The 13,868-nt window shown below is 67.5% G+C and carries 18 protein-coding genes and 1 pseudogene; 3 read left to right on the top strand and 16 right to left on the bottom strand.

What is annotated here, in order from left to right; translation table 11 throughout:
* Positions 1-19 precede the first annotated feature (19 nt).
* The 6 genes and pseudogenes from GLO27_RS16095 to GLO27_RS16070 form a co-directional block, all read right to left on the bottom strand.
* Positions 20-916 carry a type II secretion system F family protein gene (locus tag GLO27_RS16095; RefSeq protein ID WP_031206959.1) on the bottom strand — a complete coding sequence of 299 codons (897 nt, stop codon included), beginning with the start codon at positions 914-916 and terminating at the stop codon, positions 20-22.
* A pseudogene (locus GLO27_RS16090) lies at positions 916-1,650 on the bottom strand (ATPase, T2SS/T4P/T4SS family); the annotation flags it as partial. The gene GLO27_RS16095 and the pseudogene GLO27_RS16090, both read right to left, overlap by 1 nt.
* Before the next feature lie 197 nt (positions 1,651-1,847).
* Positions 1,848-2,741 (bottom strand): hypothetical protein, encoded by an 894-nt coding sequence (locus GLO27_RS16085; protein WP_127011965.1) that lies wholly within the window; start codon positions 2,739-2,741, stop codon positions 1,848-1,850.
* A 100-nt stretch (positions 2,742-2,841) separates the two neighbouring features.
* Complete coding sequence (locus GLO27_RS16080; protein WP_045263252.1) at positions 2,842-3,213, bottom strand: hypothetical protein; 372 nt, start codon at positions 3,211-3,213, stop codon at positions 2,842-2,844.
* Positions 3,210-3,605, bottom strand: a complete 396-nt coding sequence (locus tag GLO27_RS19630; RefSeq protein WP_208323807.1) for a hypothetical protein — start codon at positions 3,603-3,605, stop codon at positions 3,210-3,212. Before GLO27_RS19630 ends, GLO27_RS16080 begins: the two co-directional genes overlap by 4 nt.
* On the bottom strand, positions 3,602-3,844 hold the full coding sequence (locus GLO27_RS16070; RefSeq protein ID WP_156149118.1) for a hypothetical protein: 243 nt from the start codon (positions 3,842-3,844) through the stop codon (positions 3,602-3,604). Before GLO27_RS16070 ends, GLO27_RS19630 begins: the two co-directional genes overlap by 4 nt.
* A 312-nt stretch (positions 3,845-4,156) precedes the next feature.
* On the opposite strand from GLO27_RS16070, the gene GLO27_RS16065 reads away from it, so the two are divergent.
* Positions 4,157-4,312 (top strand): hypothetical protein, encoded by a 156-nt coding sequence (locus GLO27_RS16065; protein ID WP_156149117.1) that lies wholly within the window; start codon positions 4,157-4,159, stop codon positions 4,310-4,312.
* Positions 4,313-4,468: 156 nt separating this feature from the next.
* Here GLO27_RS16065 and GLO27_RS16060 read toward each other — a convergent pair whose 3' ends face one another.
* From GLO27_RS16060 to GLO27_RS16050, 4 genes are read right to left on the bottom strand one after another with little or no spacing between them, the layout of a single operon-like run.
* Complete coding sequence (locus tag GLO27_RS16060; protein ID WP_167255704.1) at positions 4,469-5,743, bottom strand: hypothetical protein; 1,275 nt, start codon at positions 5,741-5,743, stop codon at positions 4,469-4,471.
* Complete coding sequence (locus GLO27_RS16055; RefSeq protein WP_167255702.1) at positions 5,740-5,955, bottom strand: hypothetical protein; 216 nt, start codon at positions 5,953-5,955, stop codon at positions 5,740-5,742. Before GLO27_RS16055 ends, GLO27_RS16060 begins: the two co-directional genes overlap by 4 nt.
* Positions 5,952-6,080: a hypothetical protein gene (locus GLO27_RS20130; protein ID WP_279588004.1), complete on the bottom strand. Its 129-nt coding sequence runs from the start codon at positions 6,078-6,080 to the stop codon at positions 5,952-5,954. Before GLO27_RS20130 ends, GLO27_RS16055 begins: the two co-directional genes overlap by 4 nt.
* Positions 6,077-6,352: a hypothetical protein gene (locus tag GLO27_RS16050; protein ID WP_167255700.1), complete on the bottom strand. Its 276-nt coding sequence runs from the start codon at positions 6,350-6,352 to the stop codon at positions 6,077-6,079. The genes GLO27_RS20130 and GLO27_RS16050 overlap by 4 nt, the downstream gene beginning before the upstream one ends.
* 533 nt (positions 6,353-6,885) lie before the next feature.
* Here GLO27_RS16050 and GLO27_RS19895 point away from each other — a divergent pair.
* Positions 6,886-7,623, top strand: a complete 738-nt coding sequence (locus tag GLO27_RS19895; RefSeq protein WP_208323806.1) for a DNA methyltransferase — start codon at positions 6,886-6,888, stop codon at positions 7,621-7,623.
* 2 nt (positions 7,624-7,625) lie between these two features.
* Here the strand turns inward: GLO27_RS19895 and GLO27_RS16040 are convergent, their stop codons facing one another.
* The 4 genes from GLO27_RS16040 to GLO27_RS16025 form a co-directional block, all read right to left on the bottom strand.
* A complete protein-coding gene (locus GLO27_RS16040; RefSeq protein WP_167255696.1) occupies positions 7,626-8,384 on the bottom strand; it encodes a hypothetical protein in 759 nt (252 codons plus the stop codon).
* 222 nt (positions 8,385-8,606) lie between these two features.
* Positions 8,607-10,049 carry a recombinase family protein gene (locus GLO27_RS16035; RefSeq protein ID WP_167255694.1) on the bottom strand — a complete coding sequence of 481 codons (1,443 nt, stop codon included), beginning with the start codon at positions 10,047-10,049 and terminating at the stop codon, positions 8,607-8,609.
* Positions 10,046-10,420 carry a hypothetical protein gene (locus tag GLO27_RS16030; RefSeq protein ID WP_141368883.1) on the bottom strand — a complete coding sequence of 125 codons (375 nt, stop codon included), beginning with the start codon at positions 10,418-10,420 and terminating at the stop codon, positions 10,046-10,048. Before GLO27_RS16030 ends, GLO27_RS16035 begins: the two co-directional genes overlap by 4 nt.
* Before the next feature lie 18 nt (positions 10,421-10,438).
* The gene (locus GLO27_RS16025; RefSeq protein WP_243844844.1) at positions 10,439-10,717 is read right to left on the bottom strand and encodes a hypothetical protein; all 279 of its coding nucleotides are present in this window, start codon (positions 10,715-10,717) and stop codon (positions 10,439-10,441) included.
* A 401-nt stretch (positions 10,718-11,118) separates the two neighbouring features.
* Here GLO27_RS16025 and acs point away from each other — a divergent pair, with 401 nt between their 5' ends.
* Positions 11,119-13,086, top strand: coding sequence for an acetate--CoA ligase (acs, locus tag GLO27_RS16020; RefSeq protein ID WP_167255692.1), 1,968 nt, complete (start codon positions 11,119-11,121; stop codon positions 13,084-13,086).
* A gap of 86 nt (positions 13,087-13,172) precedes the next feature.
* Here the strand turns inward: acs and GLO27_RS16015 are convergent, their stop codons facing one another.
* Positions 13,173-13,631, bottom strand: coding sequence for a RidA family protein (locus GLO27_RS16015; RefSeq protein ID WP_021199126.1), 459 nt, complete (start codon positions 13,629-13,631; stop codon positions 13,173-13,175).
* The gene (locus GLO27_RS16010) at positions 13,628-13,852 is read right to left on the bottom strand and encodes a hypothetical protein (RefSeq protein ID WP_021199127.1); all 225 of its coding nucleotides are present in this window, start codon (positions 13,850-13,852) and stop codon (positions 13,628-13,630) included. Before GLO27_RS16010 ends, GLO27_RS16015 begins: the two co-directional genes overlap by 4 nt.
* Between the last annotated feature and the right edge of the window lie 16 nt (positions 13,853-13,868).

The raw sequence follows: 13,868 nt of genomic DNA, 5'->3' as shown, positions 1-13,868 counted from the left end.
GTACGGGTGTTCGGGAACGTCACAGCGGCATCGGCGCGGATACGAGGACGCTGAGCAGGAGCGGCGCCACACCGAGAAGGAGGAAAGCCGGCAGCGTGCAGACCCCGAGCGGGAACAACAGGCGTGTCGAGAGCTTCGCGGCACGGAGCCGCCCCTGCACTCTGGCGGCGTGTCGGTCCTGGGCCGCGGATGCCCTGAGCAGCTCGACTGCCGGCACCCCCGCGGCGCGAGAGAGCTCGAGCACGGAGCGAACGCGTTCATCGCCGGTCTCCGAGGGGGACGCCTGCGAGACCAGCTGATGCGCACGATCGATCGAGGCCCCGCCCGACAGTGCGACCGCGACGAGCTCTGCGTGCATCCCGGGGGTGCCGGGCGCCGGTCGTGCCCGCCGCAGCAGGCGCGTCGTCCACAGATGCGCCGCGGCGACGAGGAGCAGGCCGACGGTGACGCAGGCGGCGCCGAGCACGTTCCCGAAGATCACTCCGATGGTGTCGAACCCGAGTGCGAACCCGAGGAGCACCCCGGCGAACGGCATCCACAGCAGCAGCCGTGCGGTTCCTGCGGGTTCGGCGAGTGCGATGCGCACATCGTCAGCCGCGGCCTCGGAGTCTCGCAGCGTCTCCGCGATCATGCGGAGAACCTCGGCGAGCGGCGCCCCCACCGTCGTCGCGATCTCCCAGGCGGCGGCCAGATCGATCCATGCCCCGCCCTCAGCCTCGATGGCCTCGAGAAGCGGCACGCCACGATCGAGGCGGTCGACGACAGCCCGCGCCTGCGGATCATCGGCCTCGGCCAGGTGGCGCCACGCGATGACCGGCGCAGCCCCCGCCTGCAGCAGCACGGCCAGCGTCTGCACCGAGGTCGCGGCATCCGTCGCGCCGGCCGACCCTCGTCGCCCCACACGGCCCCACCGCATCACCACGGCTGCACTTCCTCGATATCGAGACGATCCCCGACGATCACGAGACGCCCCGCCTGCCGGATGCGACGGGTGCCCCCGGGGGCGCGGTCGAGGTGGAGGACGATCGTGAACGCGCTGACCGCCTGCCGCGCGAGAGCGATCGCGTCCATCCCGGCGAGGGCGCCGAGGGCTTCGAGCCGCGCGGGGACGTCGCGGAGCCCGCTCGCGTGCAGAGTGCCCGCACCCCCGTCGTGACCGGTGTTGAGGGCGGTGAGCAGCTCCCGGACCTCTTCACCGCGGCACTCCCCGACCACCAGCCGATCGGGACGCATCCGCAACGACTCGCGCACCAGTCGCGCCAGAGAGATGCCGCCCGCGCCCTCGAGGTTCGACTGCCGCGCTTCGAGGGCGACGTGATGCGGGTGACGCGGACGCAGCTCGGCGACGTCTTCGATCGTGACGATGCGCTCCGTCGACGACACCTCCGACAGCAGCGCCGACAGCAGCGTCGTCTTGCCCGTTCCGGTTCCCCCGGTGATGAGGATGTTCGCCCGCTCGGCCACCAGCCCGAGCAGCCAGGCATGCTGGCGCGCATCGAAGGCACCGAGAGCGGCGAGCGCGTCGAGATCCGCGACACGTACGCGGGGAATGCGTATCGAGAGGGCGGTTCCGGTGGTCGATACCGGTGCGAGGACCGCATGAACCCGGACGCCGGAATCGAGACGGACGTCGACGCAGGGCGCCTGGTCCTAGAAACCAAGTTTTAGACATATTCCTGATCAGGGGTTTTCCCGAAACGTCCCGTTTTGGGTCGACTCCGATGGAGTTGCCCGCCGCACGTCACCAGCGAGCCGTACGCAGCCTCGCGGACGGCGTGGCACAGATGCATCACGGCCCCGGATGAGGGGAGGTCTCCGGGGCCGTGAGGTCTTGGGTGGATCGAGTGCTACGCGGCGCGCCCGATCAGTGCTTCCGCGGCCTCCCGAAGCTCTCCGAGATCGAGATGAGCCCACGGCTCGCGGTTCGGCGCGGTGCCCGAGGGGAGCGCCGCCCAGCCGATCAGGCCGTCGATGTTCTCCAGCGACCGCAGGTGCGACGGCACCCCGAGGAACGACCGCACGCTGAACGTCATGGCGGAGATGCCGACGCCATGCGCCTGGTCGATCGCGAGGTCGCATCGAGGGCAGACCACGCCGTCGAGGGAGTCGGCCCGACCGGGGCCGCCGATGCTCGCGGAGTCCGCGGACATGAGCGTCCAAACGCTCTCCGCGTCGTCTCGGAATGCCTGGACTGCGCCGACGCCGCAGAGCATGCATCCCGACGGGCTGCCGTCGTAGTCGACGCACTGCACGTCCACGGGCTTCTCGATGCGGCGCGCCAGGAGCCCCGCTGCCGTGTTCCGGAGCTCCCGGCGCTGTTCAGGGGAGATGTGCGACCAGCGAGCGCGTGAGGCGGGCGTCGAGGGCGCGTTGGCGAAGCCCGCATCACGCACGAGCGCCGCCCACCGAGCGTGGACGCCAGGCACGGTGAGCGCGTCCATGAGGCGGAGCAGATCCGCGCCGGTCGTGGTGAGAAGGTCGATCGTCTTGGCGTCGGTGGTGCCCAACGCGTCGAGGGCGCATAGCGCGGACTCGAGGCGGTGAACGGCGATCTCGGCCGCGCCGATCCGCTGGCGCACCGCAGGGTGAGCCCCGAGGAGGTCGACGGCGCTGTGACGGATCAGTCGGCACTCATCGCAGCGCGTCACGTGCAGGTCGTGGCGCGGAGGTGCGTATCCCTCGTGCCGGGTCCGGCCGAACACCTGGAGGACTTCGACCTCCGTCTCGGAATTGGCGCTCACGGCGACGCCGCAGCTTGCACAGGGAAGAGTCCCCGAGGGGAAAGACGTCCAGGGAGAGCGTTCGATGGTAGTGGTCATGATCGGTCCTATCGCTCGAAGTTCAGTAGCCGTAGGCGCTGGGGTCAGCACCCGGCGGGAGTTCCGCGATCTCACGCGCGATCTGCGCGCTCATCTCACGTTGAGCAGCGCGGAGGCGTCGCTTCACCTGGGGGTCAGACGTGCTCTGCAGCGCTTGGTCGAACATGCCGAGCACCGCCGACTTCTGCGGCGGCGCGGGCGGCTGCAGCCCTCGGGGCACGCGACCGTACTTCGGAATCGGCGCCACCTCGGGCTCGGGCTTCTGCTCCCACGCGGCCGGCGCGGGCGTGCTCTCGGGGGCGGGGTCCGGTCGCTGCATCTCGCGGTATCGCTCGGCGCTCTGGGTGACGTGGTGTGACGCCGGGATGAGCCGCGGCGCGTACTTCCTGGTCATCGGTCGTCCTCCTCGTGACTCGTGTGTAGGGCCGGGAACCAGCGGGAGTCCTCGGGCCCGAAGGTCGCGGGGCACCCCTCGTCGTGGCGCACGTCAACGACTCCGGGCGTCAGTACGTCCACGCCCGCAGCGCGTCCGCAAAGCGGGCAGCACCCGGTGGCGGTCGCAAGGACGCGGGCGACGACGCGATCCAGAACGACGGCGGGCGCGTTGTCGTCCAGGGTCGGCATGATCACGACGTGCCGGTCACCAAAGAGTGACCCGACCGCCCATGCTGAATATCCGACTGGCGTACCGGCAGGCGGAGTTCCGAGGAGGCCGATGATCGGTACGGCGCTCGCGGCCTGCTGGCTGCTCACCAGACGTGCGCGGAGGTCCGCGGGCGTGCTCATCGCTGCGCGATCCTCGCCTTGACGCGCTCAGCGCAGAACTCGATGCGGTCACCGCAGACGCCGCGTGCGCCGCCTTCACCGAGGCGGTAGCAGGGCTCTCCGACCGCGGCATCGTGGACCGGGCACGGCACGGTGATGATCGCAGGAACCAGGGCCGTGCGGCGGATGCCGTGGCGCACCTGCTCGGGCGTCGGCTCTGGTCGAGGATGCCCGCCGCGCGCGTGCAGTCCCGTTTCCACGCGCGCGGCGGGCTGGGGCCGCCCGGGATGCCTTACCGAGACGACCGACGCGTCAACGCCGCGAGCGGACGGCGCGGACGCGGGCTTGGAGGGGTGGGAGGATGTTGCGTTCGTGGGCATCGGCGGGCCTGTCAATCAGGCTCCGGCCCTGCTGCCAGACGAGCGTCTTCGAGGGCTGAGGCATCATGCCCTCTAGACGCCAGCGTACTACAGCAGGTTTTTCCGTGATACTCCCTGGGGGTACGAGGTACTCTTGTGGTCTGACCACACGCACGTTCGAGGGGATGGAGACCCACGATGAGCACGATGAGCATGACCTCCCGCACAATGTCGATGTCGCTCGACACGTCACGACCGACCCTGGCCGCGCGCTCGCTCGCTGCCGTGGATCGGGTCACCGATCCGAAGCTCCGGTTCGCCGCCTTCGATCGGCACATGCAGGACTTCCCGCCGCTGATCGCCAGCTGATTGACCTGAACTCGTCTGGACGCTTCACGGCGACGGGTTTCGGGTTTCGGGTTTCTTAGAAGGGGGAGCTTCGCACCCCCAGAGCTTCTAAGAGAACCCGAACACCCGAAGCCCTCTCGCGCGTGGCACGATCGATCCAGCTACGAACTCCGAGGGTCAGTCCTCGTCGGATTTAGGCAGACGCCACTGAACGCCTCGGATCTTGCCCTCCTGATGTTCTCGTGACTCGACCACGCCCTCAGCCCTCAGCACCTTGAGGAGTTTCGATCCGCTCGTGTAGGCGTCACCTGTCCCGCACAGGGTCTTCGTCCACGCCCAGCCGCCAGCGTCCGAGAGCTTCCGCAACAGCCGGTCGCGCTCGGAATCGACGGGGGCCACCGGCGCTACCGCCTTCCCCTCGGACGCCGCGCCCAGCGTGAGCCTGCCATCGTCTCCCAGGCTCACTCGGGCGTCGGAGACGATCGGGTCACCCAGCCGCGGCAGGGTGAGGAAGTGGCGCGGAGTCGTCGGGAAGATCGGGAACCGATCCGCACGCGCGATCCACATTCCGTCCCACTCGCCCATGCTTTCGAGGCCGTTCATGGGAGTGTTGACCCTCGGATCCATCGGAGAGTGCAGCACGCCCAACCCGTTCGGGATGCCGGCCTCCTGCGAGAGCCTTCGGAACCCCGACGTGAATGCGCCATAGCGACTCGTGTCGTTGCCCACCATGGCGGAGACACCGTCGGCGACGAGCACGAGGGGCGGCTCGTGCGTGCCGGTGAAGCGAATCAGACGCGCCTCCCACCAGTCCATCTTGGCCGGGTCTGTGAGGTCGAAGGAGGTCGCCCCGCCGCCGGCGGGAAGGTGCTCCACGATAAGCACGCCTGCATCCACCCCGTGCGGGCCAACGTAGCAAGGCACACCCGCACGCTTGGCGTACTGCAATCCACCTGCGATCAATTCCTCATGTACCGCCGTCGGGCGGGTCTCGGAGTTGATCATCCAGACGTCGCGCTGCCTCTCTGCGTCGGTCATCTGGACGGGCTCGAACGCACCGAGGAATCTCCTGTCTGGCATCAGCAGTGAGGGTGCAAGCTCCCCGAACAGGAGCTTCGTCTTGCCCCACCCCTTCGGGCCGATGAATGCGGGTACGGTGCCGTGATTCCACAAGCCAGGAATGTAGGCGCGCGTCACCGCGCCCTCCGCTGTCGGATCGAAGACCGGCCGCATGCTCTCGGTGTCGATCAGCAGTCGATCCACGACCCGCTGCCGCTCCTTGCCGGACAACTCGAGGCCCGTTGGGCCGATGATCCGTGCATCTTCGAGTGCTTGTACCTGGGCTCGGCGCGTGGCGCGTTCCCAGCCCTCGTCGCCATCAAACGGGCGGTACTGGGCACGGCGGGAGTTGCGATCCGTCACCTCCACGATGAGCCCACTGAACCTGCTCATGCGTCGTCCTCCTCGTTGCCGTACCAGTCGCCAGACGCTAGACGCGCCTGGAAGTCGCGCAGGGCTTCGTCAGCCTCCGCACGTTCACGGTCGCTCAGGTTCAGCGGCGACGATCGCGGCAACGAGAGACGATGGAACTCCGCGATGCCCTCGGCGCGCATGCGCGCTGCCTCTGCGATCTCGGCAGCCAGGTGATCGTCAGCGACGCTCATGATGCCGCCTTCGTGGGTGTGCCCGACGACAGCAGAGCGGCGATGCGGGCGCACTGATCATCGGTGAGCGGCGGCATCACTGCCGCAGCCTCGGCGGGCGTCGGGGTCATGATGGGCGCGCTCACTGGTCGCCTCCCTCAGCCACGACGACGGCCACGACACGACCCTTTGCGCCGCGCCTGCGTCCGTCGCGCATCTTGCTCGGGCCGTAGACCTTGAACGCGCGCTCGATCTCGTCGAGGTCGAATTGGATGCCGCGCACGCCTTCGATGCGATAGCCACGGATGTAGCCGCGGTGATGCCAGTTCGTCAGGGTCTCGGCGGTGACCATGAAGTGCGATGCCGCGCCTTCGGCGTTGCGGAAGCGACGCGCGGCCGGAGTGTTGGTTTCGGACATGAGAAAAGCCCCCTGTGGGTGCTTGTCGAATCCGCCGCGCCTTTCAATCTCAGTCCGCGCGACTTCATCTCACTCAGCACCCCAGGAGGCATATGTGCCCTGTGTCTGGCCTCTCGGCCTCGGCGTTCGGGTCGGTGTGCGGAATTTGATTCCGCCTGACGCCCGTCAGTCCGTCCGTCCATTTCGCGTACTTGCCGGGTGAGGCGGCGTTCTGCTCTGACTTCAATCCCTTGGAGCGCTCCGACGGCTGGCTCGGGGACCTCAGCGCCAGCCCTAGCGGGCGTGGCTCCGATATCCCTAGTTTACCGGGTTTTCGGGTTCCCCGGGCGGGTGAGGTCTTCCCGGTTCTCGGTCATATGCGCCGGTTCCCGGCGTCCGTACAACCGCAAACCACCTGAAGCACCCCGGACGGCCGGAACCCCGGAAACCGGCGCATATGGCCGATTCCGGGGCGCCCCGGTTGGCGCCACATTCGTTCGATGCGCGTGGCGCGGGATGAGCGCCACGTCCCACCTGGCGGTTACTCTCGAAGAGTGACGATCGCCGAAGCACCTGATGCCCTCCCGAAGACCCACGAGCGGACCGCGCGTCGCCAAGGCGGCGAGGCAACGAACGACCTCGTTCTTTCATCGATGGTCGGCGTGAACGCAGACCTTTTCCCTGGGATCCTCGATCTCTATGTCGACCAGGGCGCAACCGTTGCGGACGTAACGTACGGGCAGGGCGCGTTCTGGCGGCAGGTGAAGCGTACCGACATCAATCTGCTCGCAACCGACCTGATGGACGGCGTTGACGCTCGCGCGTTGCCGTATGAAGCGGGCTCAATCGACGCCGTCGTTTTCGACCCTCCCTACATGCACACCCCCGGTCAGGGAGCTCATACCGGGCATCAGAACTTTGAGTCGTATTACCGCAACAACGCGACGCCGAACACCAGCGGTTCGAAGTACCACGAGGCAGTGCTCGACCTGTACTTCGACGCCGCACGCGAGGCTTTCCGAGTCCTCCGAGATGGCGGGATCTACATCGTGAAGTGCCAGGATGAGGTGTGCGCGAACAAGCAGCGGCTCACTCACGTTGAGATCATCAACGAACTGGAGCCCTACGGCTTCCAGACGGAAGACCTCTTCGTGATCACGCGCTCAACGAAGCCCGGCGTCAGTCGAATGGTTCAGCAGCGCCATGCTCGCAAGAACCACTCTTACTTCCTCGTCTTCTGGAAGGCGCCTGCGACTCGACGGTGGCCCGGACGTCGCCGCAGCGCCGACTGACGCTAGACGACTGTGTCGTCGAGACTCTCCTCGACGACGGAGTCGATCGCGAGTCCGGGCTGAGCGATTTCCGCGTGCTCGTAGAAGAAGTCCGCAAAGGTCTTCACTTCGAGGAACGGATACGTGTCGCGGAGCCTGCGGTACTTGTCGGGGACATCGAAGTAGTACACGCGATGCAGCTGCGCGATGTACATCTGATAGGCCGTCCACTGATCCGGCAGGCAGACCTCTGTGACCGTGTTGGCCTGGGTCTGTCGATTGGTCTCGGCGAGCACCACGAGCAGACCGCGAAACCGGTTCACTCCGTGCATACCGTCGAGTACACGCTGATGCGCCCAGACTTGAATCACGCGCTCTCGGGTGGACGCCTTGACCGGAAGATGGATACGGCTCTTTTCGGGGCCGAGGTCGAACACGAAGTCCGTCGGCAGGGTGAGTTGGATGTCTAGCGTCGGCACGCTGATCTGACGTCCGGGGCGAACCCCGAAAGTCGTAGCGACCAGATGAGCGACGAGCAGTTCGAGAAAAGTGCCAGGAGACTTCCTGTCGCCGGTGGTCGTAACGTCACGCGCTGCGGGGTACGAAATAGCCGCGGTGTACAACGCCTGATGAAGGTCTGCAGGATCTTCGGGGTAGTCACCGCGAAGCACCCGTTCGAGAGCCTCAATAACCTCATCGATGTCATCGACGAAGAGACCCGCGTTGACGGCCCGCGATGCGCGTCCGCCCAGAGTGAAGCCGAAGTACGTCTTTCCGGGCACTAGGGAAGTGATCGGAGCCCGTGTCGCAGTCGTTGCCAACAAGTTGAGAGACCCACGCACGCAGGTGATCAGGTGCGCGTCGAGCGAACGATCTCCCAATGAGTTCGATCCCGCTCGCTGCAGCGCCCGGTATGCGGTCTCAATCACTGTTGGCATATCGCAATCATGGCCGAGGTTTCACACCCGCCTGCGCAGCGACGCTCGACGTCGACCAACCCCATCTCAGACAGCGGGGCTCAGGCGCAGGCGCGCCGGGGACCATGCGAGTCCCCGGCGCTCCTGTGGCACGACCTCGACGCGCAGCACCGTGCTGAGCACGGCGCGCTGCACGTCGACGGGAGAGTCCAAGAACGCCTGGCCGGGATCCTGCGCCCGAAGGATCGCCGCTGCCGCCGTCGTGCGCAAGAGTCGCGCCGAACGGGCGTCGATGTCCGCGATCTCTGCGGCCACCCTGTCGGTGGCGCGCTTCAACTGCTCCGCCCTGATCTTGCCCGCGGCGTAGTCGTCCTCGAACTGCTGAAGCCGCAGAGACAGGGCGGCCCGCTCCTCGCGGTCAGCCGCCAATTGCGGGTCTGCGTTCGGGGCCAACGCGGCCTGGATGCGCGGATCGCGCACCATCTCGGCCACGACCCCCCGCACGTAGTCATCTGTGAAGCTCGCGCGCACCGTCAGATGCGCGCTCGTCACGCATCGATAGATCGTGTGGCGACTCCCCGGCTTGCTGGGCGTGCCGCCGTTCGGCGCCGTCCGCATCTTCCCACCGCAGCCCTCGATGCCACAGCGGTAGATGCTCGACCCGAGGTGCTTGGACTCCCGCAGGTTGCCGTGGTAGGTCCGACGCCCGGGGTCGGTGAGCAGCGCTACCAGGGCTCGCCACTTCTCCTCGGGGACGATCGCCGGCCAAAGAGCGGGGCCGATCTCCTCGTACGGACGCGTGCTGTTGTTCGTCGTCGCGTTCCGATTCGGGAGGCCGCGAGCGACGATGCCCGCGTTCCTCGGCTTGAGGAGCAGGTCGCGGAGGTTGTTGTACGTCACCGGCTTGCCCTGGGTGCCCGTGACCCCACGCGCGCGAAGTTCACGCGCCAGAGAGGCCAGTGTCCGCCCCGACAGCAGAGCGTCGGTGCACTCGCGCACGATTGCCGCTTCGCTCTCCCGGATGACCATGCCGCCCTTCTCGTACCCGAAGGGCCGCAGTCCCCCTGCGGGTCGACCCTCCTTCGCGCGCTGGTCGACAGCCGCCTTGATCCGCTTCTTCGTCTGATCGACCTCGTAGCGGGCCGCGACTCCGAGCATGCGCGCCACCATGAGCCCCGAGGGTGTCGACAGGTCGAGCTCCCCCGCCGTCACGGTCTGAATCAGCGTGCCGTGCCTCTCCACAATCGCGATGAACTCTTCAAGTTCGGTCGGGCGGCGGTGCAGCCGGTCCGGGTGCCAAGCCAAGATCGCGTCGATGTGCTTCGCCTTCACCGCCTCGAGCATCGCTCGGTACTCCGGCCGCAGCTTGCCGCTGGCGGCGCTGATGTCGTTGTCCACGTAGACCTCTACGACATCCCAGCCCAGCCGCTGGGCGAGGTCTCGACAGTCGCGCTCCTGTCGGTCGACGCCCTCCCCGGTGCCCTTTCGGTCACTGCTGATGCGCGCGTAGATCGCAGCACGGACGGTCACGGCGCGGCCTCGATGCAGGCGTCGATCTCGTCGGCGTACTCGTCGTTCGTCGTGCCGAGAACGAACGCGCACCGGGTCATCTGCGCGTACTCCTCATCCCACTGGTCGATGAAGCCGTCTTCCCCGACCTGATCCACCCACCGCTCGCAGCCCTCTTCGGGTGTCTGCATGACGTACCCCTCGCCGTCCTCGGCTTTCGCCTCGTACGGCTCGGGGTGTGACCACACGCACCGATCCCAGGCGACGTCGAACGCGTCCGGTGTGGGCGTCGGTGACGCGACGGGCGGGGTCGCAGAGCACCCCACCAGGAGGGCGATAGAGGCGGCGGCGAGTGCTACCGCCGAGAGGGTCGTTCGCGGCATCTTAGGCATATGTCTATTTTATGGTTTCTAGTCGTCGATATGGCGTCCCCCGAGACCGACCAGTGCGACGGCGAGGTCGCGGACCTCCCGCTCCGAAGCCCTCCACCCCGGTGCGGGCTCTGCTCCACTCCCGCGGTCGACGAACAGCCCGCTCGCCCCGTTCACGAACACATCGGTGACGGCATCGTCGAGGTGGGTGAGAAGCGGCCCGAACGCCGGATCCAGGCGACGGGTCTCGGGCGGGGCTTCCCCTTCGGGCGCAGCCGAACGAACTCCCCTGGGCTGGATGACGAAGGAATCAGGCATGGACGCGACGCTATGCGCGGCCGTCGTGTGGGAAAGGCGTGAGGCGCGGGTCGGCTCAGCGCCTGTGAATAAGACCACTCATCCGCCCACGGTGCAGGCGACGCCTCCGGCGGAACCCGGCACGGCAGGGAGCGCTCCCAAAGGAATGGGCGGCATCTCACGGGGGGAATGAGATGCCGCCCACGACGAACCACGATTGGGGGAATCGGGCACGCCAAGGCCGGAATGAGAATTCGGCTGTCGTCGAGTGTACGCAAGGCGACCGTCCTGACAAAACCGGCCGCACTACCGACTTTCGGCAGTATGCGACAGGAGGCCGCGGAGATAGATTCGCCATGACCTGGTCGCCACCCCCACGACCATGCTCGTAAGACCCGTATGCCGCAAAGGAGCGCCTGCCGATGAGCAGCCAGATCGATCATCTTCTCGACGAGACCCGGAAGTTCCCGCCGTCGGAGGACTTCGTCGCCCACACCATCTCCTCGCCCGAGCTGTACGAGCGTGCCGCCGCCGATCGCGAATCCTTCTGGGGTGAGCAGTCCCGAGAGCTGGTGCACTGGCACAAGCCGTTCACCCAGGTGCTCGACTGGAGCAACCCGCCCTTCGCGAAGTGGTTCGAGGACGGCGAGCTGAACGTCGCCTACAACTGCCTCGACCGTCATGTCGAAGCAGGCAACGGCGATCGCGTCGCCCTGCACTGGGAAGGCGAGCCGGGCGACTCCCGCCGCATCACGTACGCCGAGCTCACGGACGAGGTCAAGCGCGTCGCCAACGTGCTCGAAGGTCTCGGCATCGGCCAGGGCGACCGCGTCGCGATCTACCTGCCGATGATCCCCGAAGCGATCGCCTCGATGCTCGCGGTCGCTCGCCTGGGAGCGATCCACTCCGTCGTGTTCGGCGGCTTCAGCGCCGACAGCCTGCGTTCGCGCATCGACGACGCCGGCGCCAAGCTCGTCATCACCGCCGACGGCGGCTACCGCAAGGGCCGCGTCTCGGCGCTGAAGCCGGCCGTCGACCAGGCCCTCGCCGACCGCGGCGACGGTGAGCAGCAGACCGTCGAGCACGTCCTCGTCGTCCGCCGTGGCGAGAACGAGGTCGACTGGATCGACGGCCGCGACATCTGGTGGCACGACGCCGTCCCTGCCGCCTCCGCGGAGCACACGGCACAGGCGTTCCCCGCCGAGAATCCGCTCTTCATCCTCTATACCTCGGGCACGACGGGCAAGCCCAAGGGCATCCTGCACACCTCAGGCGGGTACCTGACCCAGGCGGCGTACTCGCACAAGTACGTCTTCGACCTGCACCCGGAGACCGATGTGTTCTGGTGCACGGCCGACATCGGCTGGATCACCGGACACAGCTACGTCACGTACGGCCCCCTCGCCAACGGCGCGACCCAGGTGCTCTACGAAGGCACACCGGATGCCCCGCACCCCGGCCGCTGGTGGGAGATCATCGAGAAGTACAAGGTGTCGATCTTCTACACCGCGCCGACCGCGATCCGCTCGTTCATGAAGATCGGCCGCAGCGTCCCCGCGAAGTTCGATCTGTCGTCGCTGCGACTGCTCGGCTCGGTGGGAGAGCCCATCAACCCCGAGGCATGGATGTGGTACCGCGAGGTCATCGGGGCGAACAAGACCCCGATCGTCGACACCTGGTGGCAGACCGAGACCGGCGCGATCATGGTGTCCGCTCTTCCGGGAGTCACCGAGACCAAGCCCGGTTCCGCGCAGGTGCCTCTGCCCGGGATCTCTATCGACGTCGTCGACGAGAGCGGCGTCGAGGTCGGCAACGGCAGCGGCGGCCTCCTCGTGATCACCGAGCCCTGGCCCAGCATGCTGCGCGGCATCTGGGGCGACCCCGAGCGCTACCAGGAGACCTATTGGGAGAAGTTCGAAGACCAGGGCTACTACTTCGCCGGGGATGGCGCGCGCCTCGACGACGACGGCGACCTGTGGCTGCTGGGTCGCGTCGACGACGTCATGAACGTCTCCGGACATCGCCTGTCGACCGCGGAGATCGAATCGTCGTTGGTCGCGCACGAAGCGACGGCCGAGGCCGCCGTGGTCGGTGCCTCGGACGAGACGACCGGTCAGGCAGTGGTGGCCTTCGTCATCATCAAGGAGAGCTATCTCGCCGCGCACGAGCCTGCCGGCCTCGCCCAGCAGCTGCGCCTCTGGGTGGGAGAGCAGATCGGCGCGATCGCCCGCCCGCGCGATGTCTACATCGTGGGTGAGCTGCCGAAGACCCGCTCCGGGAAGATCATGCGGCGCCTGCTCCGCGACGTCGCCGAGGGCCGCGAGGTGGGTGACACGACGACCCTCGCCGACACCGCGGTGATGAGCATCATCTCGGCGCAGGTCAAGTAGAGCCACCCGGACGAGACAGAAAACGCGCCTCCCCCGACGGGGAGGCGCGTTTCTGGTTCACCGGCGGCTGGATGCCGCGCCGGGTGTCAGGCCAGCAGGAAGGCGACCTCGACCTCGACCGGGCTGCCGAGCGGAAGCTCGGCGACGCCGACGGCCGCGCGGGCGTGACGCCCGGCATCGCCGAAGATCTCACCGAGTACCTCGCTCGAGCCGTTGATGACGCCGGGCTGACCGGTGAAGCCCTCCGCCGAGGCGACGAAGCCGCCGACGCGGAGCACACCGACGATGCGATCGATCCCGCCGGCCGCATCCGCTGCCGCGGCGAGGGCGTTGAGCGCGCAGGTGCGAGCGTAGGACTTGGCGTCCTCGGCGGAGACCTCGCCGCCGACCTTGCCGACGGCCGGAAGCGCACCGTCGACGAACGGAAGCTGCCCGGAGGTGTAGACGAGACCGCCGTGCACGACCGCCGGGACGTAGGCGGCGACCGGGGCAGCGACGGCCGGGAGCTCGATGCCGAGTTCGGCAAGACGGGCGGAGACGCTCATGCCTGGCCTCCCTCGAACTGACGGGCGGCCTGTTCTGCGGCTGCGAGACCGGCGTTCGTCGACGCGTCCGACGTTACGGGGCGCTTCAAGTAGGCGACGAGCCCGCCCTCGGGGCCTTGCACGACCTGGACGAGCTCCCAGCCCTGCTTGCCCCAGTTGTTGAGGATGGCTGCGGTGTTGTGGATCAGCAGCGGCGTGGTGAGGTACTCCCACGTGGTCATGGCACTCCTGTCGATC

Origin of the sequence: Microbacterium sp. Be9, from assembly GCF_011754135.1 — a bacterium.
GTDB lineage: Bacteria > Actinomycetota > Actinomycetes > Actinomycetales > Microbacteriaceae > Microbacterium > Microbacterium maritypicum_A.
Note: the sequence above shows the minus strand (reverse complement) of the source record. Positions and strands in the feature narration are given on the sequence as shown.

What these genes read in the sequence shown, in the direction of transcription:
- GLO27_RS16095 (WP_031206959.1), bottom strand. Translation starts at nt 916, where the DNA reads ATGCGGTGGGGCCGTGTGGGGCGACGAGGGTCGGCCGGCGCGACGGAT.
- GLO27_RS16080 (WP_045263252.1), bottom strand. Translation starts at nt 3,213, where the DNA reads ATGACCAGGAAGTACGCGCCGCGGCTCATCCCGGCGTCACACCACGTC.
- GLO27_RS19630 (WP_208323807.1), bottom strand. Translation starts at nt 3,605, where the DNA reads ATGAGCACGCCCGCGGACCTCCGCGCACGTCTGGTGAGCAGCCAGCAG.
- GLO27_RS16065 (WP_156149117.1), top strand. Translation starts at nt 4,157, where the DNA reads ATGACCTCCCGCACAATGTCGATGTCGCTCGACACGTCACGACCGACC.
- GLO27_RS16060 (WP_167255704.1), bottom strand. Translation starts at nt 5,743, where the DNA reads ATGAGCAGGTTCAGTGGGCTCATCGTGGAGGTGACGGATCGCAACTCC.
- GLO27_RS16055 (WP_167255702.1), bottom strand. Translation starts at nt 5,955, where the DNA reads ATGAGCGTCGCTGACGATCACCTGGCTGCCGAGATCGCAGAGGCAGCG.
- GLO27_RS16050 (WP_167255700.1), bottom strand. Translation starts at nt 6,352, where the DNA reads ATGTCCGAAACCAACACTCCGGCCGCGCGTCGCTTCCGCAACGCCGAA.
- GLO27_RS16030 (WP_141368883.1), bottom strand. Translation starts at nt 10,420, where the DNA reads ATGCCTAAGATGCCGCGAACGACCCTCTCGGCGGTAGCACTCGCCGCC.
- GLO27_RS16025 (WP_243844844.1), bottom strand. Translation starts at nt 10,717, where the DNA reads ATGCCTGATTCCTTCGTCATCCAGCCCAGGGGAGTTCGTTCGGCTGCG.
- acs (WP_167255692.1), top strand. Translation starts at nt 11,119, where the DNA reads ATGAGCAGCCAGATCGATCATCTTCTCGACGAGACCCGGAAGTTCCCG.
- GLO27_RS16015 (WP_021199126.1), bottom strand. Translation starts at nt 13,631, where the DNA reads ATGAGCGTCTCCGCCCGTCTTGCCGAACTCGGCATCGAGCTCCCGGCC.
- GLO27_RS16010 (WP_021199127.1), bottom strand. Translation starts at nt 13,852, where the DNA reads ATGACCACGTGGGAGTACCTCACCACGCCGCTGCTGATCCACAACACC.